Consider the following 18,947-nt stretch of genomic DNA (forward strand, 5'->3'; position numbering starts at 1 on the left):
GCTGGTTTGCTGGCAAGCAGCGGGCGAATCGCTGCTTGCCGGCCCATTTTAAACGAAGGAGGGGGAAAGCTTGCCCAAAAGCTGGATTCATCTAACGATTGGTTATTTCCTCGTAACGGCGGTAACCGGCCTGCTGATGCGCAGTATGGCATATGTCTCGCTGCCTGGACTGCGTTACGATTATTTGCTGCATGCCCATTCCCATTTGGCACTGCTCGGCTGGGGATATATGGCGCTGTTTTTATTGTTTCTCGCTGTCTTTTTTAACTCAGCCAGTGGCAGGGCAGGGGGCGTCTTCAAGGAAAAGAAAATCCGCGTGATGCTGGTGATAACACAGCTGACACTAGCCGGAATGTTTTTTGCGTTCTGTATCCAAGGATATGCCGCCGTATCGATCAGCTTTTCGACGCTGCAAATTTTGCTGTCCTACTGGTTCGCCGGATGGGCATGGAGACGCTTAGCAGTAATTGCAAGAGAAGGAGCAAAACCGGAACGAGGAGTGCATTCGGAATTGCAGCAAGTACAAGGAACAGGCTCGCATCCAAGCACAAGACAGCCGCTCTCCTTTCTGTTCGTCAAAGGCAGTCTGCTTTGTCTCGTCATTTCCTCGCTTGGCCCCTGGGGGCTTGCCCTGCTGAGTGCCAATGGATTGAAGGGCAGTCCGCTGTATGAAGCGGCGATTTATTTTTATTTGCATTTTCAATATAACGGTTGGTTTACGCTCGGCTTGTTCGCGGTGCTGCTGCGGCTGATGGAACAGCGGCAAATCACTTATTCTGTGAAAATCGTCAGGCTGCTTTTTTGGATGTACGCGCTGGCAATGCCGCCTGCATTTCTATTATCGGTGCTCTGGCTGAAAATAGGGCTGGCCGCCCAGCTCGCCGCAGCGCTCGCTGCCGTCATTCAGTGGGCGGCTATTTTGCTTTTCTGCGCCGTCCTGCTCAAAGCCCGCTTCGCCTTATCCGCCGTATTCACAGGCTGGGCGGCACGTTTGCTCGTGCTTGCGCTGCTGCTCGCGGCGATTAAGGCGACGCTTGAGCTGGGCCTTATCGTACCGCAGCTGGCGGAGGCGATTTATCAGTCGCGCAGCATCGTCATCGGCTATTTGCATCTGACGCTGCTCGGTTTTGTAAGCTGCCTCTGCCTAGCGCTTTTTCTCCAGCAGGGCTGGCTGAATGGGAGGGGGAGGATAGCGTATATTGGCTATATGAGCTTTATTGCTGGTTTTATGCTGAACGAGCTGACGTTATTTTTACAAGGCTTATTCGATTGGACGGGGCATGGGGCGCTTGTATTCGTACAGGAAGCCGTCTGGGCGGCAAGCCTGATTATGGTGACGGGCATCGCCTTATTCTGGGGAAAAAGAAAGGCCGCGCAAGTGTAAGGCTAACCGCCTTCACTTGTGCGACCAGGTTTTTAATGCTTCATAGTCATGAATCAGGTAGCCGCTCCGCTGCGGCTCCAAAATCCCTTCCTTACGCAGCTGGTTAATGAGCCGGTTGACCGTTTCCCTCGTCGTGCCAATCGTATTGGCAAACTCCTGATTGGTCATCGGCACCTCGACATGGACGATGCCGCCGTGATCCGTTCCATAATTTTCTGCAAGCTTGAGCAGGAAAGATACGCCGCGGTCTTGCACATCTTGACCAGTTAGCTCCTGCAATTTTTCCTGAAGCTCTATAATTTTACCACTGAGCACCCGCATCACTTTAATCGCAATCGCCGGCGTATTCATCATGAGCTGCTCGAATGCATGAATAGGAATGGCGAGCAGCTGCGTCTCCATAATCGCCTCGGCCGTTGCCGGGTAAGGGTGCTGGTTGAAAAAGCCGGTATGAGGGAACATATCCCCTGTTTTGAGGAAGGACATAATATGCTCATTGCCGTTTTCATCGGTTTTATATGTTTTGATCAGCCCGTTCTGGACGAAAAACACGGCTTCTTTATGGCTGCCCTCCGTAAAAATAGCGGTCCGCTTGCGGTATGACCGAGGAATGACGATGGCCCATATCCGGGCCAGCTCATCCGGCGTCAAATCGCGAAATAAAGAAATTTGGCGCAAAAGCTCCATTTGCTGCTGCATCGCCGTACACCTCCGTTTTTTCCATTATACCTTAGACGATTTAGACGTTATGTGACGCTAGTCACAGGTCTAGTCGATCATCGATTCCATTTATCAAGCTATGACGCATATCACATCCGCTCCGTTTCCCGCATGGTATCGTAAGCTGGACGGAAGAAGGGGGATGGCAGAAGTGGGAGAAGCACCTAAGCAAATCATCATAATTGGGGGCGGCATAACAGGCCTCAGCGCCGCCTTCTACATGCGAAAGCTGCTGGATGGGCAGCAAATATCGGCAGAAATAACCCTTATTGAAAAAAGCGGCAGCCTTGGCGGAAAAATAAAAACGCTGCGCCGGGATGGCTTCCTCATCGAGCAGGGGCCGGATTCGTTTATGGCGCGCAAGCAGCCCATACTGGATTTGACGAGGGAGCTTGGCCTTGAATCGGAGCTGGTTGCGGCGAATCCGAAAGCGAGGGCGAACTATATTTTGCATAAGGGCAGGCTGCATCAAATGCCCATGGGCCTTATGCTCGGCATTCCGACGGAAGTGACTCCGTTTATGAAAACCGGGCTGTTGTCGCCGCTGGGCAAGCTGCGTGCAGCCTTTGATTTATGGCTGCCGAAGCGGGAGGCGACAGGGGATGAATCCTTGGGCGGCTTCATTGAGCGGCGGCTTGGACGGGAGGTGCTGGAGCAGGTTACGGAGCCGCTGCTGGCAGGCATTTATGCTGGAGATGCCAAAGCGCTCAGCCTGCAAGCGACCTTCCCGCAATTTCGACAGCTGGAGCAGCGGCATCGCAGCTTGATTTTAGGCATGCTCGCGAGCAAGAAGCAGGCGCGTGAAATGCCGAAGGAGCTGCCGGAGATAGCCCGCCGCAGCCTATTTCTCACGTTTAAAGGCGGGCTTGGAAGCCTGGTTGAGCGTCTGGACGAGCAACTGAGCTCGATCCGCCGGCTGACAGGACAGGCGGTCACGGAAGTGAAGAGGGAAGGGCGGGGTTATCAGGTTCGGCTTGAGCACGGAGAGGAGCTGCCGGCGGATGGCGTTATTATGGCGCTGCCTGCTTACGAGGCGGCCATTTTGCTGGAAGGAAGTGCGGGAATGCCAGCGAAGATGCCGGGACAATTACAGGCACTGCGCGACATTCCCTATGTATCGGTTGCCAATATCGCGTTAGCCTACAAGCCGCAGGACATTAAGCTTCCGCTGAACGGCTCCGGATTTGTAGTGCCGCGAAGCGAGGGACGAATGATAACCGCATGCACCTGGACGTCGTCGAAATGGCTGCATACGGCACCGAATGGTCATATTTTATTGCGGGCTTATATCGGACATGCGGGGGCGCAAGCCTGGACGAAGCTCACGGATCGTCAAGTGCTGGACGCCGTCCGCCAAGATTTGCAGGCGATAATGGGCATTGCAGCTGAGCCGCTTTTTACGGAGCTGACCAGGTGGGAACGGTCGATGCCGCAGTATCCGGTGGGGCATCTGGAGCAGCTGGCCAAGCAGCGCGAGGGGCTGGCGCTTAGCCATCCCGGCTTATTATTATGCGGCTCCGGCTATGAGGGAGTCGGGCTGCCGGATTGTATCGGACAGGGAAGGCGAGCGGCTGAAGCGCTGCTGCCATTTTTCAAGCAGTGATCCTCATCACAAACACGCTAGCCAGCCTGCGCTATACTAACAGCAGCTCAAGCTTCATCATCTTAAAAGGCAGGAGCTGCAACATTATTTTATGGAGGTGCGACAAATGACCATATTTAACGGTACAGAGAAAATTGGTGAAATAGTGACGCGTTATCCGGGGGCAAGCAACTTGCTGCGAGCCTATAACATTGATTTTTGCTGCGGGGGCAATCGCTCGCTGCATACGGTGCTGCGGCAGCAGGGAACGGATGCAGCTTTATTTTTATCCGCACTCAATGAAAATTATGCCGAGGCCAGCAAGCATAAGGGCGAGGATATTGACTGGAGCAGCAGATCTTATACGGAGCTGATCGAGCATGTGATTCAGACGCATCATGTCTATGTCCAGCAGGAGCTTCCGCTGCTTAGCGAGTTTACGACGAAAATTTTGCGGGTGCATGGACACAAGCAGGCTGATGTGCTGCCCCGGCTGCACCGACTGTTCCACGAAATGAAGCTGGAGCTGGAGCAGCATTTAATCGACGAAGAAGAGCAAATCTTTCCACTCATCCGCCAATATGAACAGGAGCCATCCCCCGAGCTGCATCAGAAGCTGACAGTGGCGATAACGGAGCTTGAGTCCGAGCACAGCCAGGTCGGCGATCTGCTCAAGGAAATGCGTGCGGTTACGCATCATTACGAGCTTCCTGAAGGGGCGTGCCGCACGTATACGCTAACCTTTCAGAAGCTGGAGGAACTAGAAACCGATCTATTCCAGCACATTCACTTGGAAAATAATATTTTGTTCCCGCGCGTTCTTCAGATTGCATAACTGCATTTGAATAAAATAGAAAAAAAGCCTTCCTACAGGTTGAACCATTGCAGGAAGGCTTTATTATATGCGGCAAACTTCCTTCGGACATTGCTCGCAATTGCAAATCGATTTCAGATGATCAATGTCTTTCAGCACGATATAACCGTGATCGAATGACAGTACCTCTTGTTTTTTTAGCTCGCCGAGCATACGGTTGACGCTTTCCCTAGCAGCGCCGATATAGTCCGAAAGCTCGGTATTCGTTATTTTTTCAGAAATCAGCACGCCATCCTCCGTTTGCTTCCCGAAAGAGTTCGCCAGCCGAATAAGCGTCGAGGCTAAAGCTCCCTGCTTCCCATAAATGACGAGGTCGCGGAATTTGGTCTGGGTCAGGCGATGCATAAGTCCCATCCACTTCATGAATTCAATCGCCAAATCGCCATGCTGCCACAATAATATTTCCAAATCGCTTTTTTGAATAACCCCAATGGTGCAGTCCAGCACGGCCTTTGCGCTTGAGCTGTGGCAAGTAGGCTTGAAAGGATCGAACTGACCCAGAATATCACCTGTTTGATATTGCGAGAAGACAAATTCCTTGCCGGCGGTATTGTGTTTGATCAGCTTAACGCGGCCTTCCATTATGTAATAGAGCTTGTCGTCGGCATCGCCCTCCCAGAAAATATGGCTGCCTGCCGGAATATGGTGTGTATACATAATTTCATTGAGTTTCTCAAAACTGGTCTCTGAAAAACAAAACGTATTGTATACCGTTTGTGTGTAAGGTCTCGCAACTGTCATTGGTTTCATCCCCAATTACCGCCTTTGCTGCTAGTATAGCGGGACTATCCGCTTGAAATAGCTTACTCCCAATGTAACAGAAGTCCATCACTGTCAGAGTGACTAAAATCACACTTTGGCCATAAAAATTGTAAATAAGGCCTAAGAGAGTGATATTTGTAACAGTATCGCCTTATAAAAACTTCTATAATGTAGCCAGAAAAGGGTGTCCACTACAGAACGGAGGGACATATATGCTGACGGGAGCCATATTAGCCGGCGGGCAAAGCCGCAGAATGGGCGGTCGCCATAAAGGTCTGCTTCCTTTTGTAAACGAAAGCATTGTTGAGCGGCAGATCCGTACGATGAAGCAGCTTTGCGCTGAAGTCATTTTGGTAACGAATGACCCGCGAAGCTTTTTGCCTATTCTAGGCAGCAGCATTCGCATCATTACGGATTATATTCCAGGCAAAGGTCCGCTTAGCGGCATGCATGCCGCCTTAACCTTAGCGACGCATTCGGACATCTGGGTCGTGGGCTGCGACATGCCGCTTATTTCAAGTACGGTGGCCGAGCAGCTGTGGAAGGTGAAGCGGGAGCGTCGCTCTGCGGCGGCGATTCCATCTGCGGCTGGCAAGCTGCATCCGCTGCATGGCGTCTATGATAAGCAAAGCGCTGGTGAAATTGAGAAGCTGCTCGATATAAAAGAATACCGAGTGATGACGTTTTTGAATCGGATTTGCTATTATGGTGTAGATACGCAGCAGCTCGAACAGACGGATGAACAGCTCAGTTGTGTGACGAATGTGAACACGCCTGAGGAATATGAGCGCATCCTCAGCTTGTATGACGCCGCCTCAGCCTCTCAAACTTAAAAGGCCTGCCATCGGCAGCCACTTTGAATTCAATTTTCCTTAACGCTGCGAAGAGCTGAGGGAAATTGTTTTTTTTTTTGAACAAAAGGTGACAGAGGAGCTATTGTGATGGCAATCACAGCGATGTACCATGCCGGAATGATTTAATGAGGGCAGAAAACATCGAAGAAGGAGAATTTGCCATGGATCGAGCCTTTGCTTCCAAATTTGCGAAAATGTATTTCATGACCGTAGTAGCGCTGCTGATTCTTGTGTACGTCGGCACCCGATTTTTCACCCATATCGACCTTGCTCTTTATGGCTATATGGTGGGCACGTTCGTTTTTATCGGGGGATTTTTTTACCGCTTTATCGCCTGGGCCGAGCGTCCGCCAACGAAGCTGATTATGAAGAAGGGGCTTAAGCTGCTGTTTCGCAAAAGCACGCCCCAAACGTCCGTTGAGCATCTCGCAACTTACCGTTTCATTTTCAAACGCGGCGTTTACCGCTGGACACAGCATGTGCTGCTCGGCTGGGGCTGTATTCTATCCTGCTGCGTCACATTCCCGCTCGTGTTTGGATGGATGTATTTTACGATGGGGGAAAATGGCCTGTACACCGTCGTCGCCTTCGGTATTGATGTGATGCAGGTGAAGGCGGACGGCTGGATCGCCTTTCTGTTCTACAACGCGCTGAATATTACCGCCTTTATGGTTATTGCCGGGGTGTGCATGGCGCTGTATCGCAGGCTTAACAATATGCAAGCGAAGGCTGAGCAGACGTTTACCTATGATTTTCTGCCGCTGTATTTGCTGCTCTTCATTAGCATTACGGGGCTGCTGCTGACGTTCAGCAACATATTCCTGCATGGCTGGGGCCATCCGGTTATCTCGCTAATCCACCAATGGTCGGTCATCCTTACGCTGATTTATTTGCCTTTTGGCAAGCTGGCGCATATTCCATTCCGTCCGATGAGCGTACTCGCCAAAAACTATCGTGAAGCTTTCGGCGAGCAGCAAATGAAAGCCTGCAAAGTATGCGGCAGCAGCTTCGTATCGACGGAGCAATCCAGCGATGTCATTCACGTGCTGGCTCAAAACGATATTTCCTTCGAGATGAAGGAAGGCTTCCATCTGGCCGAGCTTTGTCTGCCTTGCAGGCGCAAATACCGGATGTCCCGTTTTACGGGCATTCCGACACATGAAATCAAGGTCAAGGAGGCGAACCAGCATGCTAAAGGATAAGTTTCAGCAAAATATTGCGAACAAGCATCATCCGAAGGAAAAGCTGGTTAAAACCCACTGCTCCTACTGCGGCATGCAGTGCGGAATGAATTTGCGGGTCGATACCGACAAAAATACGATTATCGGCGTGGAGCCAAGGTACGACTGGCCCGTCACACGCGGCAAAATGTGCCCGAAAGGCGTGACCGCCTATCAGCAGACGAACCATCAGGACCGGCTGCTGAAGCCGCTCATTCGGGACGACGCTTCGAAAAAAGGGACGAAGGAAGGCTTCCGCGAAGCCAGCTGGGACGAAGCCTATGATTTAATCGCCCGCCGCTTCAAGGAGCTACAATCCGAATATGGGAAGGACACGCTGTCCGTATTCAGCGGCGTTTCGATGACGAATGAAAAATGTTATTTGACCGGGAAATTCGCCCGAGTCGGGCTGCAAACGAGATACATCGATTACAATGGAAGATTTTGTATGGCAAGCGCAGCAGCGGGCTTCCTTCGGAGTTTTGGGATTGATCGCGGCTCAACGCTGCCGTGGACGGATATTCATCAGACGGATTGCTTGTTCATCGCGGGCAGCAATACGGCGGAATGCCATCCAACCTCCATGTTCCGTGTCTGGGAGGTTCAAAACCGCGGCGGCTATCTTATCGTCGTCGATCCAAGGGAAACGCCGATTGCAAGAAGGGCGGATGTCCATCTCGATCTAAGGCCGGGGACGGATTTGGCGCTTGCCAACTGCATGGTGAATTTGCTCATTCAAAACGGCCATGCCGATCATGAATATATCGCTAATTACACGAGCGGCTTTGAGGAGACGCTTGAGATTGTGAAGACTTTCACACCAGAATATACGAGTGAAATTACGGGGGTAGCGCCGGAGAAGCTGATACGGGCAGCGGAAATTTTCGGCAAGGCGCCGAATGCGATCGTCATGTTCGCCAGAGGCATTGAGCAGCAAGTTAAAGGCGCGGACAACGTCTCGGCCTACACGAATATGTGCCTCGTTACTGGAAAAATCGGACGGCCGAAATCGGGTGTAGCGACGCTTACGGGACAGGGCAACGGTCAAGGCGGACGCGAGCATGGGCAAAAATCCGATCTGCTGCCGGGCTATCGCAAGCTGACGAATCCGAAGCATGTGCAGGAGGTATGCGAGGTGTGGGGCATCACGCCGGAGGAAATGCCGCTGCCGGGTGTATCGGCTTTTGAAATGTTTGAGTTGATGGAGCAGAAGACGATTCGCGGCTTGTATCTGTTGTGCTCGAACCCCGCCGTGTCAGCACCGCATCTCAATTATGTGCGCTCGGTATTGAAGGATCTGGACTTCATGGTGTGCGCCGACTTCTTCCTGTCGGAATCAGCGGAATTTGCCGATGTTGTGCTGCCGTCTGTTACATGGTCAGAGGATGAAGGCACGGTGACGAATTTGGAGGGCCGCATTATTAAAATCAACAAGGCGCAGGAGCCGCTGGGCGAATCGAAGCCGGATTGGCTCATTCATGTAGAGCTGGCAGAGCGGCTTGGACGCGGTGACTATTTCCGCCATTTGCAGACGGCAAGCCAGGTTGCAGATGAGTTCCGCCTCGCTTCCAAGGGCGGCTACGCCGACTATTACGGCGCCACTTGGGACAAAATCGACCGGCAGGATGGCGTGTTCTGGCCCTGCAAGGACGAAGCGGATACCGGAACGCCTTATATGTTCGAGGATCACAAATATTTTCATCCCGATGGACGGGCGAAAATTTGCGCGCTGCCATACCGCCCTTCAGCGGAGGAGCCATGCGAGGAATATCCGCTCCGCCTGACGACAGGCCGGGTCGTCTATCATTATTTATCCGGCAATCAGACACGGCGGATTCCGTTTTTGCGGGATATGTGCCCAGAGCCGTACGTCGAGGTTCATCCCGAGACGGCGCAGCAGTATGGCATTGCACATGACGAGGTTGTCAGACTGTTCACCCGCCGCGGCGAATGCTTTTATAAAGTGAAGGTGATTGAAGCGATTCGTAAGGATACCGTATTCGTGCCCTATCACTATGGCTATGAGCAGTCGGTCAATTTGCTGACGATTGCTGCGCTTGATCCGATGTCGCGTATGCCGGAATTTAAAGTCTGTGCCGCACAAATCACGAAGTTGCCTGACGCTGCAAAGGAGGCGGTACGATGAAGAAGCTGCTGTATATCGAAATGGACAACTGCATCGGCTGCCGCAGCTGCCTCGCCGCTTGTACGCAATGCGGCGGACACGACGAGCGCAACCGCAACTATGTGTATGACGTCAACCCGCTGGTGGATCGGCAGACGATCCCGCTCATGTGCCTGCACTGTGTCAATCCGGCATGTGCGAGAAGCTGTCCGGCGCAAGCGATTCAAATTACCGAGGAAGGCGCAGTGCTGTCCGCGCTTGTCGAGAAATGCATCGGCTGCCAGAACTGCACGATTGCTTGCCCTTACGGCATTCCGAAATTTGATGAAGAGCAAAATTTAATGTATAAATGTGACCTCTGTTACGACCGGACGAAGGAAGGCATCCCGCCGATGTGCGCTTCCGTCTGCCCAACCAATACGCTGCAATGGATTACCGAGGAGGAGCTGGCAGAGAAGCAGGAACGCCACAGACTTGGCAAATGGGTTTCCAGCCACCAGCCGTTCGAGCCGCTTGAAGGCGAGACGAATGTGAAGATCAGCCTTCCCGGCATTTTGCAGGGCGTCCAAAAACTATTTTAAACGATAGAGCTGGATCGAATTTTTTAAAATATAGGAAAGTATATGCTTTCGCCATACTTTCTCTATATTTCTTGGACTGAAACGCCGCGCGCCGCCAGAGGACGGCGAAAGCCGTTTCACCTTGTCATGCTGTTTAGAAGGTTAGCTAGTAGAAGGAGGCTCAGATGCAATGGACAATGAGGCAGGCAAAAACAATAAAGTGCCATTTGAAGAGGATAATTACACGCATAACATCCACAAAAACAATGAACGCCAGCTGGACCGCAGGGGCTTTCTGAAAACGATGGTTGGCGCAGCCGGTGTGTTCGCCGTGTCCACGCTTCCGTGGGGCGGACTTGCCGCAAAGGAGCTGATGGGCTTTGGAAAAAGCAGCCATCCGAAGAAGAAAATCGCCGATGTGCAGGCGCTCAAAGTAGGAGAGGCGGTGGAATTCCACTACCCCGGCGACCATGAATCAGCACTGCTGATCCGTCTGGGCGACAATAAATACAAGGCTTATCAAAATGCTTGTACGCACTTGAAATGCCCGGTGTTCTGGAGCCGGGAGGAGGATCAGCTCGTCTGCCCTTGCCATCATGGCTTTTTCGACCCCCAATCGGGCAAGCCGACAGCAGGACCGCCGAGGAGAGCGCTGCCTGAGGTATTGGTTGAAATCGAAGGCGGAGCGATTTATGCGACAGGGGTGAAGCGGTATGAAACGTAGCTACAGAGGCGTCATTTTGCTGAGCGTCGTGCTTTTTCTGAATATCGTCTGTACGCAGTATGTCGTTAATCATTATTTTCATGAAAAATATGAGCTTGTCCTCGTATTTGCTTTGCTGAATGTGCTGCTATTCCCGCTTGCACTATGGATTTATAAGAAGGAGGTACGCAGATGAACGGAAATAAAACGCAGCTATCCATTCAGACGGGAAGCCTGATTCTTGGGTTTATGGTTTGGGTAATTCTTTCATCGCTCATTCCGTTTATTAAGGAGGATATCCAGCTGACGTCAGGCCAGCTTGCCTGGGTGACGGCCATTCCGGTGCTGTTCGGCTCAGTGCTTCGGATTCCGGTCGGCTATTGGACAAATCGCTACGGCGCGCGCAAGCTGTTTGGGTTTAGTTTTCTCATTTTGCTTGCACCCGTCTATTGGGTCAGCCTGGCAGATAGCTTTGCCGATCTGATTATCGGCGGGATTTTCCTTGGCATCGGGGGCGCGGTGTTTTCGGTTGGCGTCACTTCTCTGCCGAAATATTACCCGAAGGAACGGCATGGCTTTGTGAACGGCATTTATGGCATCGGAAATTTGGGTACGGCGATTACGGCTTTTACCGCTCCCGTAGCGGCTAACTATCTGGGGTGGAGCAAAACAGTGCTGCTGTATCTGGTGCTGCTGGCCATATTCATCTTGATTAATTTTATGCTGGGAGACCGCAATGAGCCGAAGGTGATGGCTTCTTTGTCGGAGCAGATCAAAGGGGTATACCGCAATGAAAAGCTGTGGGCACTTTGTTTGTTTTATTTTATTACCTTCGGCTCTTTCGTCGCTTTTACGGTCTATTTGCCAAACTTCCTCGTCTCGCATTTTGAGCTGAGCAAGGTGGATGCGGGGCTGCGCACAGCTGGCTTCATCGTACTGGCGACCATCATGCGGCCTGTCGGTGGCTGGCTCGGTGACCGTTTCAATCCATTTGTGATTTTGATGTTCGTGTTTGGCGGACTTACGCTGTCAGCGGTTGTCCTGTCGTTCGCACCATCCATCGGCATGTATACGGTCGGCTGCCTCATTATTGCGCTTTGTGCCGGTACAGGCAACGGGACGATTTTCAAGCTGGTACCGCTGTATTTCGTCAAGCAGGCGGGCATTGCAAACGGCCTGATCTCCGCTATGGGCGGGCTTGGCGGATTTTTTCCGCCGCTGCTGCTGTCCGTGCTGTTCAAATGGACGGGGCATTACGCCATTGGATTTATGGCGCTGTCCGAGGTTGCGCTGGCGAGCCTAATACTCGTCATTTGGCTGTTCTATCAAGAGAAGCTTGGTCAGGCTGAGCGCTTGATTCAGCAAAACGCTCAAAATGCTCACAGCACAAGAAATAGGCTGCCGGGCGATATGGTCAAATCTTAAAGGTTACAGGTCAGGCTTCATTTTATAGATGCTCAGGGAGGGATTGACGATGAAATCGGAATTTATGCTGGATTTATGCTTCATCCGCAAGCAGGAGCAGGGAAGCTCATTTACTAAATCAATTGAAGCGCTGCTCCAGCAGCTGTTTGCTAAGAAATCCTCCTGGTTTCTGGAAGAGAAGCAGGAGGGGGAGCTTCAGGTCGTCAATGCGGCGGTGAAAGGCTACAGCGACTGGGAGAAGGATGAGGAGGTGCTGTTGTTTATTGAGGAGCAGGCACCACCGGAATTTTGGGATTGGATTCAGGGCTATCGGCTGGAGCTGGATTTGAAGCGTCCTGAGGAATGCCGGCACTGCGGCGAGCAAGCGGCTCGTAAAAATGCTGAAGCAGGAGCAGCCTCATGATGGCGATGCAGCGCTTGGTTGATGAGTTGATGCCGTATGCGGGCAGCCGCATTAAGGTGTGGATGGAGGATCGCTCAGGCGAGCAGCAAACACTGCCGAAGCCATATACGCTGTTTAAGGTGGCGGCGGCAAGCGATGGAGCACAGCTGTTGTTTTATTTTAACAAGGAGCAGTTTCTGTCGGTTCCGGTGTTTGATGAGACAAATACGCTGCTAGAGCAGACGCCGACTGGGCCGCGCTTTGTCTCGCATGATGAGCAGTCGCAGCTGCATTATTGGGTGTATTTTTTATAGAGACGTTACCTTTTCGCTATAGAGCTCCAACGTCGCTTGGGTTGTGACGGCGGGGCTTGTTTTTATAATGTCGGTTTGACAGTATGGATTTTATCAATTATCATTTAGATATTATCAAATCGACATTATTAAAAATGAGAGCGGGGAACGAGCCATGTTTGGATTTGAATTCGTTAAGTTTCAACCGAGCGATTATATTATTCAGGTGAAGAACGGGAAGGTTGTGAAAGAGGGCGTTGGTCTGTCCTTCTATTATTATGAGCGGGCGTCCTCGGTGGTCGTCATTCCGATTTCCTCGATCGATGTGCCGTTTATGTTTGAAGAGATTACTCGCGATTACCAGACGGTAACGGTGCAGGGACAACTGACCTACCGGATTGTGGACTACCGCAAAATGATGGAAATTATGAATTATACGTACAATATAAAGAAAAAAGCTTATATTTCCGACGATCCGGTCAAGCTGTCCCAACGCATGATTCAACTTGCCAAGGTGCTGACGAAGAAACAGCTGGCGCAGCTGCCGCTTAAGGAAGCGATCCAATCGAGCGAACGGCTGGCGAAAATGATTAGACAGGAGATCAGCCAGCATGAGGAGCTGGCTAAGCTGGGCATCGAGCTGATGGGCTTGTCCATTTTGGCGGTACTGCCGAACAAGGAGACGATGCGGGCACTTGAAGCGCAGTCGCGTGAGCAAATGCTTCAGGATGCGGATGAGGCGCTGTACGTGCGTCGTAATTCCTCCATTGAGCAGGAGCGGCGCGTGAAGGAAAACGAGCTGAACACGGATATTGCGGTTGAGCAGAAGAAGAGGCAAATTCGCGAAGCGCAGCTTGATGCGGAGCGCTCGGTGCGCCAGAAGCAAAACGAGCTTAAAGAGGTGCAGCTGCAATTTGATACGCAGCTTGAGGAGAAGAAGCAAGCGATGATTGAGCTCGCTGCTGCGAACAGGCGGTCTGAGGCGGATGCCAAGGCGTATGAGCTCGCTGCTGTTATGAAATCACTACATGATACCCAGCCATATGTGCTGCAAGCGATGACAAATATGGGCATGGATTCGAATAAACTTATTGCGATTGCATTTCAGGAGATGGCGGAAAAAGCGGAGCGGATTGGACAGCTGAATATTTCGCCGGATCTGCTGCAAAGCCTGATTCCTGGGACTGGGAACGGGGCGAGCTTGGGCAAGTCGGAAGCCAGAGGAGGGACAGGACGATGAGCCGGGCAGCGGGTGCAGATGCAAAATTTATCGTCGTGAAGCGGAAGACGAGGCTGGAGGAGCTGCTCGTTCGCTACAATACGGTGCAGCAGGCGAATTTTTACATTGAACGGCTTGGCGCGGACTTTGGCGACTATTGGCTGGAAAATGAAGTGTATCAAAATGCTGTCTCATTGGCGGTAAGCGAGCTGGAGCAGCAGGGCAGAGTCCAAGTGCTGGATCGCGAGCATGTGCCCAGCTTCCTATTCGGCGACCACGATATCGTTGTCGCAATTGGCCCGGATGGGCTAGTCGCGGGTACGCTCAAATATTTGGACCGCCAGCCGCTCATTGGCGTCAATCCGGAGCCGCAGCGCTGGGATGGCGTGCTGCTGCCCTTCACGGTTGGAGATTTGCGCCTGCTTATTCCCGAGGTGCTGCGTGGGAAGCGCCGGGTTCAGCCGGTTACACTGGCAATGGCGCAGATCAACAATGGCCAGTGCCTCTACGGCGTTAACGATTTGTTTATCGGGCGCAAAACCCATGTGTCGGCGCGGTATGAAATTAAGCTGGAGGAGCATGCCGAGCAGCAGTCCTCCAGTGGCATTATTGTATCGACCGGCCTCGGCGCAAGCGGCTGGCTGCGAAGCGTGCTTGCCGGGGCAGCCGGCATTGTGAGCAGCGCGACGCGTCAGCCGCTGACGCTCATGCCTGAAGATCTAGACGCGGCTGAGGAACAGGAGAAAGGTCGGCTGGATTGGTCGGCGGATTCGCTTTATTTTACGGTCAGAGAGCCATTTCCAAGCCGGACGACCGCAGCCTCGATCGTTTTCGGGCAAATCAACGAGCAGCGCAAGCTGCGGATCATGTCGCAAATGCCGGAAGATGGTGTTATTTTCAGCAATGGGGTAGAGAGTGATTTCCTTAACTTTCATTCCGGGCTTGAGGCGACAATTGGGCCAGCAGATCGTCAGGGATATCTCATCGTTTAAGCAAAGGACAAGGCAGGAAGGTGGGCGATGCGCACGGTCATTTTGGAAATCTATAGGGAGATTCACACGCCAGTCCACTGCAATCATGTTATAATTGGGTCATGGGTTGATGGGGATGATTCGGATTAGCAGGAATACGCTTGTGAACCTAATCTAGAGATGAGAGAGTGATTTTGAAATGCTGCGTCGATTTTTTTCGTATTATCGTCCCTATAAGGGACTGTTCTTTCTTGATTTCGGCTGCGCCATTCTTGCCGGATTGCTGGAGCTGGCTTTCCCGCTTGCGGTCAGCCAATTTATTAACGATTTGCTTCCCAGCCAGAACTGGACGCTGATCGTTGCTGCTTGTGCGGGGCTGCTTGCTGTTTATGCGCTCAATACGGCGCTTAATTATGTAGTTACCTACTGGGGGCATATGCTAGGCATTAACATCGAGACGGATATGCGGCGCAAAATGTTCGACCATATCCAGAAGCTTAGCTTCCGCTTCTTCGACAATCACAAGACGGGGCATTTGATCGGCCGTATCACGAATGACCTGAACGATATTGGCGAAGTAGCGCATCATGGGCCGGAGGATGTATTTATTGCGGTTATGACGCTTATCGGCTCCTTCTCGCTAATGGCCTACATTAACTTGGAGCTTGCTCTTATAACCTTCATCATTATTCCGGTTATGGCTTGGCTTATTATCGTCTTCGGCGGCAAAATGAGCAAAACGTACCGTCGTTTGTTCGGCGATGTCGGCAACTTTAATGCCCGTATTGAAGACAACGTCGGCGGCATTCGTGTCGTTCAATCGTTCGCAAACGAAGAGCATGAGAAAAAACTGTTTTCCGTAGACAACCAAAACTTCCGCCTGACGAAGCTGCTCGCTTACAAAACGATGGCGAAAAGCATTTCCGTCAGCTATATGATGATGCGGCTCGTTACGATTTTTGTGATGATTTGCGGCGCTTATTTCTTTATTCAGGGCAAGCTGGATATGGGTGAATTTATGGCGTTCATTTTGCTTTCGAACATTTTCTTCCGCCCGATTGAGAAAATCAACGCAGTTATCGAAAGCTATCCAAAAGGCATCGCCGGCTTCAGACGTTACACGGAGATCATTGATACAGAGCCTGACATTGAAGATCGGCCATATGCAACGGAACTCAAAAAAGTCGTCGGCAATGTTCGTTTTCATGACGTGAGCTTTGGTTATGAAACAAACAATATGATTTTGCAGAAAATTAATTTGGATATTAATGCTGGAGAGACTGTGGCATTCGTAGGCCCATCTGGAGCGGGGAAAACGACAATTTGCAGCCTGTTGCCAAGGTTTTATGATGTGCTCGCAGGCAGCATTACGGTGGACGGCAAAGATATTCGAGATATTAAGCTGGAATCGCTGCGCAAAAATATTGGAATCGTGCAGCAGGACGTGTTCCTGTTCTCGGGCTCCATTCGCGAAAACATCGCTTATGGCAATTTGTTGGCGACGGAGGAAGAAATTTGGGAAGCGGCGCGCCGGGCATCGCTTGAAGATTTGATCAAAAAAATGCCCGAAGGGCTGGATACGATTATTGGAGAGCGCGGAGTCAAACTGTCGGGCGGCCAGAAGCAGCGCCTGTCGATTGCTCGCATGTTTTTGAAAAACCCGCCGATCCTCATCCTCGATGAAGCGACGTCGGCACTGGATACGGAGACGGAAGTCGCGATTCAGAAATCGCTGTCCGACCTGTCCGTCGGCAGAACGACGCTGGTCATTGCCCACCGCCTGACGACGATCAAAAATGCGGATCGCATCATTGTCGTCGACGAGAGCGGCATTGCTGAGCAAGGAAGACATCAAGAGCTGGTTGCGGCCGGCGGCATTTACAGCAAACTGCATCAAGCGCAATACAGCACGGTGTAGCCATTACGGCGAAAGCTGTTTTTTCATTAGAATGGCCTGGTAATCCTCCGGCGTATTCATATTAATGAATTGCTCAGCAATCGCCGGATTATTGGGCAGGTAATGAATGATGGACAATTGAGGAAGCACATCCATGACCTTCAGATTTCGGCTGTAGAGCGCGGCTGCCCATTTGCCCAGCGTTCGTCCATGAAAGACGGCAAACAAAGGGTGGCTTCGCTCGTCGATAATCGGGACGACAGCATCTTTGGTCGGATGACTGCCAAGCAGGGCCAGCATTTCAATAAAAGGCAAAGCGGTAAGCAGCGGATAGTCACAGGCTGCCACTATGTAAATCGTGTCCGGTTCTTGGTCGCTCATTCCGGCATGCAGACCGGCAATCGGGCCAAGGCTAGGAAAAATATCGGGTTTAATCGTAATAGAGGGAGCAAGGAAGGGATATAATTCAGGCTCATTCGTAATGATAGAAATGCGGTCTGTTAGAACAGCAAGCTGCTCGGTTATCATTTGAATAACGGGCTTGCCATTAATAAGGAGCAACTCTTTACGCTGCTGCATACGGCGGCTTTCTCCTCCGGCAAGCACGATAGCTTCCAGGTTCATCCTTCGTCACCTTGCTTTCCATAATCATTGATGTCAGGAACATTGACAAACACTTGACCTCTGTTCATAATGTAAGGAACTTGTTCGCTATTTACCATAGTGTAAAGTATGAAGCTATCATTTAACAACATTCTCTTTTGCATAACCTGAGGTGAGGAGCTTGGAGCATTCAATAAAGGATCAATTGAACCGTGGTTTGCGGGACCTGCGCCTATCTGTTACCGACCGTTGTAATTTCCGCTGCCGTTATTGTATGCCGGCCGAAATTTTTGGCAAGGACTATCCCTTTTTGGCTGAAGACAAGGTGCTTAGCTTTAATGAGATAGAACGGCTCGTAAAGATATTTGTATCATTGGGCGTCAAGAAGCTTAGAATTACCGGCGGAGAGCCGCTGCTTAGAAAAGATTTGCCGACGCTGATCAAGCGTTTGAATGCAATCGCTGGTGTTGAAGATATTGCACTGACGACCAATGGGGTTCTGCTGCCCAAATCGGCTGCTGCGCTTGCGGAAGCTGGATTGCGTCGGGTAACGGTCAGTCTGGATTCGCTAAATGACGAGCGGTTCCGATTAATGAACGGAAACCGCAGCGGCGTGCAGGCCGTGCTGGCTGGTATTGATGCGGCAGCTGCGGCAGGGATGCCAGTCAAAATCAATATGGTTGTCCAGAAGGGTGCCAATGATCAGGACATATGGCCGATGGCTGCTTATTTTCGCGAGAAGGGGCATATTTTGCGGTTTATTGAATATATGGATGTCGGCAATTCAAATGGCTGGAAGTGGGATCACGTTTTTTCTAGCAAGCAGATTTTGCAGCTTCTAGAAGAACACCTGCCGCTTGTGCCAGTGGAAGCCCATTATGCCGGCGAGGTTGCTTCCCGCTATCGCTATCAGGATGGATCGGGTGAGATCGGTTTTATTTCCTCCGTAAGCGACGCTTTTTGCAGCACCTGCACACGGGCGCGCATATCCGCTGAGGGCAAGCTGTACACCTGCCTGTTTGCCTCGAAGGGCTACGATTTAATGGAGCTGCTGCGAGCTGATGAAACGGATGAGTCGGTTCGTGAATCCATCGCCCGCATTTGGACAAATCGCAATGATCGTTATTCGGAGGAACGGGCTACCCGTACCCAGTCGCCAGCTAAAATCGAGATGTCCCATATCGGCGGCTGATTTCATAAAGTACCCGGCCTAGGCCATCCAACCACGCTTCCTCCAGAAGCGTGGTTTTTTTTGAAATATAAGCATGTATAAGTTACCCCATATAATGGGCTTATATTTCATCGCGAAACGGTGGCTTTGCCTCTACAGGACAGCAACAGCCGTTTACGCTTGAAATATAGGAAAGGATATC

Annotated in this window: 18 protein-coding genes and 1 pseudogene; 16 read left to right on the plus strand and 3 right to left on the minus strand. The window is 51.4% G+C overall.

Features of this window, described 5'->3' with window-relative positions:
* Positions 1 to 70: 70 nt before the first annotated feature.
* Positions 71 to 1,384: a hypothetical protein gene (locus AC50X8_RS16205; RefSeq protein WP_494880360.1), complete on the plus strand. Its 1,314-nt coding sequence runs from the start codon at positions 71 to 73 to the stop codon at positions 1,382 to 1,384.
* A 12-nt stretch (positions 1,385 to 1,396) separates the two neighbouring features.
* Here AC50X8_RS16205 and AC50X8_RS16210 read toward each other — a convergent pair whose 3' ends face one another.
* Positions 1,397 to 2,083: a Crp/Fnr family transcriptional regulator gene (locus tag AC50X8_RS16210; protein WP_056028519.1), complete on the minus strand. Its 687-nt coding sequence runs from the start codon at positions 2,081 to 2,083 to the stop codon at positions 1,397 to 1,399.
* A 163-nt stretch (positions 2,084 to 2,246) separates the two neighbouring features.
* Here AC50X8_RS16210 and hemG point away from each other — a divergent pair, with 163 nt between their 5' ends.
* Together hemG and ric are read left to right on the plus strand one after the other, a co-directional pair.
* Positions 2,247 to 3,707, plus strand: a complete 1,461-nt coding sequence (gene hemG, locus AC50X8_RS16215) for a protoporphyrinogen oxidase (protein WP_494880362.1) — start codon at positions 2,247 to 2,249, stop codon at positions 3,705 to 3,707.
* Between the two features lie 106 nt (positions 3,708 to 3,813).
* Entirely contained in the window at positions 3,814 to 4,521 is a 708-nt protein-coding gene (gene ric, locus AC50X8_RS16220) for an iron-sulfur cluster repair di-iron protein (protein WP_494880364.1), read from the plus strand.
* 63 nt (positions 4,522 to 4,584) lie between these two features.
* Here ric and AC50X8_RS16225 read toward each other — a convergent pair whose 3' ends face one another.
* Entirely contained in the window at positions 4,585 to 5,301 is a 717-nt protein-coding gene (locus AC50X8_RS16225; protein WP_056032624.1) for a Crp/Fnr family transcriptional regulator, read from the minus strand.
* A gap of 233 nt (positions 5,302 to 5,534) precedes the next feature.
* On the opposite strand from AC50X8_RS16225, the gene mobA (AC50X8_RS16230) reads away from it, so the two are divergent.
* The 12 genes and pseudogenes from mobA (AC50X8_RS16230) (at position 5,535) to AC50X8_RS16285 (ending at position 16,992) form a co-directional block, all read left to right on the plus strand.
* On the plus strand, positions 5,535 to 6,155 hold the full coding sequence (gene mobA / locus AC50X8_RS16230; protein WP_494864458.1) for a molybdenum cofactor guanylyltransferase: 621 nt from the start codon (positions 5,535 to 5,537) through the stop codon (positions 6,153 to 6,155).
* A gap of 182 nt (positions 6,156 to 6,337) precedes the next feature.
* A complete protein-coding gene (locus tag AC50X8_RS16235; RefSeq protein ID WP_056028508.1) occupies positions 6,338 to 7,378 on the plus strand; it encodes a hypothetical protein in 1,041 nt (346 codons plus the stop codon).
* The gene (locus AC50X8_RS16240; RefSeq protein WP_494880366.1) at positions 7,365 to 9,542 is read left to right on the plus strand and encodes a molybdopterin oxidoreductase family protein; all 2,178 of its coding nucleotides are present in this window, start codon (positions 7,365 to 7,367) and stop codon (positions 9,540 to 9,542) included. Before AC50X8_RS16235 ends, AC50X8_RS16240 begins: the two co-directional genes overlap by 14 nt.
* Positions 9,539 to 10,102 carry a 4Fe-4S dicluster domain-containing protein gene (locus tag AC50X8_RS16245; RefSeq protein ID WP_046233445.1) on the plus strand — a complete coding sequence of 188 codons (564 nt, stop codon included), beginning with the start codon at positions 9,539 to 9,541 and terminating at the stop codon, positions 10,100 to 10,102. The genes AC50X8_RS16240 and AC50X8_RS16245 overlap by 4 nt, the downstream gene beginning before the upstream one ends.
* Before the next feature lie 169 nt (positions 10,103 to 10,271).
* Positions 10,272 to 10,805 carry a Rieske 2Fe-2S domain-containing protein gene (locus AC50X8_RS16250; protein ID WP_056028502.1) on the plus strand — a complete coding sequence of 178 codons (534 nt, stop codon included), beginning with the start codon at positions 10,272 to 10,274 and terminating at the stop codon, positions 10,803 to 10,805.
* Positions 10,795 to 10,980 carry a hypothetical protein gene (locus AC50X8_RS16255; protein WP_046233447.1) on the plus strand — a complete coding sequence of 62 codons (186 nt, stop codon included), beginning with the start codon at positions 10,795 to 10,797 and terminating at the stop codon, positions 10,978 to 10,980. Before AC50X8_RS16250 ends, AC50X8_RS16255 begins: the two co-directional genes overlap by 11 nt.
* Positions 10,977 to 12,122, plus strand: a pseudogene (locus AC50X8_RS16260) (nitrate/nitrite transporter); the annotation flags it as partial. The gene AC50X8_RS16255 and the pseudogene AC50X8_RS16260, both read left to right, overlap by 4 nt.
* A 136-nt stretch (positions 12,123 to 12,258) precedes the next feature.
* The gene (locus AC50X8_RS16265; RefSeq protein ID WP_494880368.1) at positions 12,259 to 12,612 is read left to right on the plus strand and encodes a hypothetical protein; all 354 of its coding nucleotides are present in this window, start codon (positions 12,259 to 12,261) and stop codon (positions 12,610 to 12,612) included.
* Complete coding sequence (locus AC50X8_RS16270) at positions 12,612 to 12,905, plus strand: hypothetical protein (RefSeq protein ID WP_494880370.1); 294 nt, start codon at positions 12,612 to 12,614, stop codon at positions 12,903 to 12,905. The genes AC50X8_RS16265 and AC50X8_RS16270 overlap by 1 nt, the downstream gene beginning before the upstream one ends.
* A 154-nt stretch (positions 12,906 to 13,059) precedes the next feature.
* Entirely contained in the window at positions 13,060 to 14,124 is a 1,065-nt protein-coding gene (locus AC50X8_RS16275) for an SPFH domain-containing protein (RefSeq protein ID WP_494880372.1), read from the plus strand.
* Positions 14,121 to 15,095 (plus strand): diacylglycerol kinase catalytic domain-containing protein, encoded by a 975-nt coding sequence (locus AC50X8_RS16280; RefSeq protein ID WP_494880374.1) that lies wholly within the window; start codon positions 14,121 to 14,123, stop codon positions 15,093 to 15,095. The genes AC50X8_RS16275 and AC50X8_RS16280 overlap by 4 nt, the downstream gene beginning before the upstream one ends.
* 178 nt (positions 15,096 to 15,273) lie before the next feature.
* Positions 15,274 to 16,992 carry an ABC transporter ATP-binding protein gene (locus AC50X8_RS16285; protein WP_494880376.1) on the plus strand — a complete coding sequence of 573 codons (1,719 nt, stop codon included), beginning with the start codon at positions 15,274 to 15,276 and terminating at the stop codon, positions 16,990 to 16,992.
* A gap of 3 nt (positions 16,993 to 16,995) precedes the next feature.
* Here the strand turns inward: AC50X8_RS16285 and mobA (AC50X8_RS16290) are convergent, their stop codons facing one another.
* Positions 16,996 to 17,595 carry a molybdenum cofactor guanylyltransferase gene (gene mobA, locus AC50X8_RS16290; RefSeq protein ID WP_056028479.1) on the minus strand — a complete coding sequence of 200 codons (600 nt, stop codon included), beginning with the start codon at positions 17,593 to 17,595 and terminating at the stop codon, positions 16,996 to 16,998.
* Positions 17,596 to 17,755: 160 nt separating this feature from the next.
* Between mobA (AC50X8_RS16290) and moaA the strand changes: the two genes are divergently transcribed.
* Entirely contained in the window at positions 17,756 to 18,766 is a 1,011-nt protein-coding gene (gene moaA / locus AC50X8_RS16295; RefSeq protein ID WP_056028476.1) for a GTP 3',8-cyclase MoaA, read from the plus strand.
* The last annotated feature ends 181 nt before the right edge of the window (positions 18,767 to 18,947 follow it).

This window comes from Paenibacillus sp. JT22N15 (assembly GCF_059383755.1).

What these genes read in the sequence shown, in the direction of transcription:
- AC50X8_RS16210 (WP_056028519.1), bottom strand. Translation starts at nt 2,083, where the DNA reads ATGCAGCAGCAAATGGAGCTTTTGCGCCAAATTTCTTTATTTCGCGAT.
- hemG (WP_494880362.1), top strand. Translation starts at nt 2,247, where the DNA reads ATGGCAGAAGTGGGAGAAGCACCTAAGCAAATCATCATAATTGGGGGC.
- ric (WP_494880364.1), top strand. Translation starts at nt 3,814, where the DNA reads ATGACCATATTTAACGGTACAGAGAAAATTGGTGAAATAGTGACGCGT.
- AC50X8_RS16225 (WP_056032624.1), bottom strand. Translation starts at nt 5,301, where the DNA reads ATGACAGTTGCGAGACCTTACACACAAACGGTATACAATACGTTTTGT.
- mobA (WP_494864458.1), top strand. Translation starts at nt 5,535, where the DNA reads ATGCTGACGGGAGCCATATTAGCCGGCGGGCAAAGCCGCAGAATGGGC.
- AC50X8_RS16235 (WP_056028508.1), top strand. Translation starts at nt 6,338, where the DNA reads ATGGATCGAGCCTTTGCTTCCAAATTTGCGAAAATGTATTTCATGACC.
- AC50X8_RS16240 (WP_494880366.1), top strand. Translation starts at nt 7,365, where the DNA reads ATGCTAAAGGATAAGTTTCAGCAAAATATTGCGAACAAGCATCATCCG.
- AC50X8_RS16245 (WP_046233445.1), top strand. Translation starts at nt 9,539, where the DNA reads ATGAAGAAGCTGCTGTATATCGAAATGGACAACTGCATCGGCTGCCGC.
- AC50X8_RS16250 (WP_056028502.1), top strand. Translation starts at nt 10,272, where the DNA reads ATGGACAATGAGGCAGGCAAAAACAATAAAGTGCCATTTGAAGAGGAT.
- AC50X8_RS16255 (WP_046233447.1), top strand. Translation starts at nt 10,795, where the DNA reads ATGAAACGTAGCTACAGAGGCGTCATTTTGCTGAGCGTCGTGCTTTTT.
- AC50X8_RS16265 (WP_494880368.1), top strand. Translation starts at nt 12,259, where the DNA reads ATGAAATCGGAATTTATGCTGGATTTATGCTTCATCCGCAAGCAGGAG.
- AC50X8_RS16270 (WP_494880370.1), top strand. Translation starts at nt 12,612, where the DNA reads ATGGCGATGCAGCGCTTGGTTGATGAGTTGATGCCGTATGCGGGCAGC.
- AC50X8_RS16275 (WP_494880372.1), top strand. Translation starts at nt 13,060, where the DNA reads ATGTTTGGATTTGAATTCGTTAAGTTTCAACCGAGCGATTATATTATT.
- AC50X8_RS16280 (WP_494880374.1), top strand. Translation starts at nt 14,121, where the DNA reads ATGAGCCGGGCAGCGGGTGCAGATGCAAAATTTATCGTCGTGAAGCGG.
- AC50X8_RS16285 (WP_494880376.1), top strand. Translation starts at nt 15,274, where the DNA reads ATGCTGCGTCGATTTTTTTCGTATTATCGTCCCTATAAGGGACTGTTC.
- mobA (WP_056028479.1), bottom strand. Translation starts at nt 17,595, where the DNA reads ATGAACCTGGAAGCTATCGTGCTTGCCGGAGGAGAAAGCCGCCGTATG.